We start from the raw sequence: 552 nt of genomic DNA, 5'->3' as shown, positions 1-552 counted from the left end.
CGGCACCGAGCCGTCAGAGGAAATGGAGAAGGGGGAGGCCTCGCGGCCTCCCCCTTTTTGCGTTCTATAAGCTAACATTTGCCCTTTCTGTTTTAGGCGTGCTCGGATTGACTTTAGTCGAGGGCATCGTTGTCGTCCGCAGTGAGGTAGAGCCGATCTTTTTGTTTATGTCGCTTTCTGGTGGCGATCAGCCGGCTCCAGGGTTCTGTCGCCACGTATATCCGGACGGATCTTTTGCTCCTTATTTCCAGTAAATCAATTAAGGGGCGTTGTTTCAATCAAATACACTCCGCCAGCGGGGGCTCTATCTAATTAGTGATAGAGCCCCCGCTGGCGTTTTATGGGTTTGTTAACGTTGTCCTTCAATTTATGATGGGCTAACTAGCGGAGACCGACGAGGGTATAAAGATGATATGTCTACAGTGGACAGCAAGATTCCCGAGGTCATACGGTCTGTCCAAGGTTTATGACCATATGCGCGACTCTGAGCAACTCGGAGCCCAGTTAATTAATTTGTGAACAAAATATGGAGTGCGTGATTCCCGCCCCCGG

1 protein-coding gene is annotated in these 552 nt (G+C 50.4%); it reads left to right on the top strand.

Translation table 11 applies throughout. The features are described 5' to 3' along the window. The coding region (locus tag DXB98_RS10505; protein WP_233505165.1) for a hypothetical protein at positions 1 to 254 on the top strand (254 nt) is incomplete at its 5' end. Positions 255 to 552: the final 298 nt, after the last annotated feature.

Source organism: Collinsella sp. OM07-12, from assembly GCF_003438275.1.
Classification (GTDB): domain Bacteria; phylum Actinomycetota; class Coriobacteriia; order Coriobacteriales; family Coriobacteriaceae; genus Collinsella.
The sequence above is the reverse complement of the archived record's forward strand: the minus strand, read 5'-3'. Positions and strand labels throughout refer to the sequence as shown.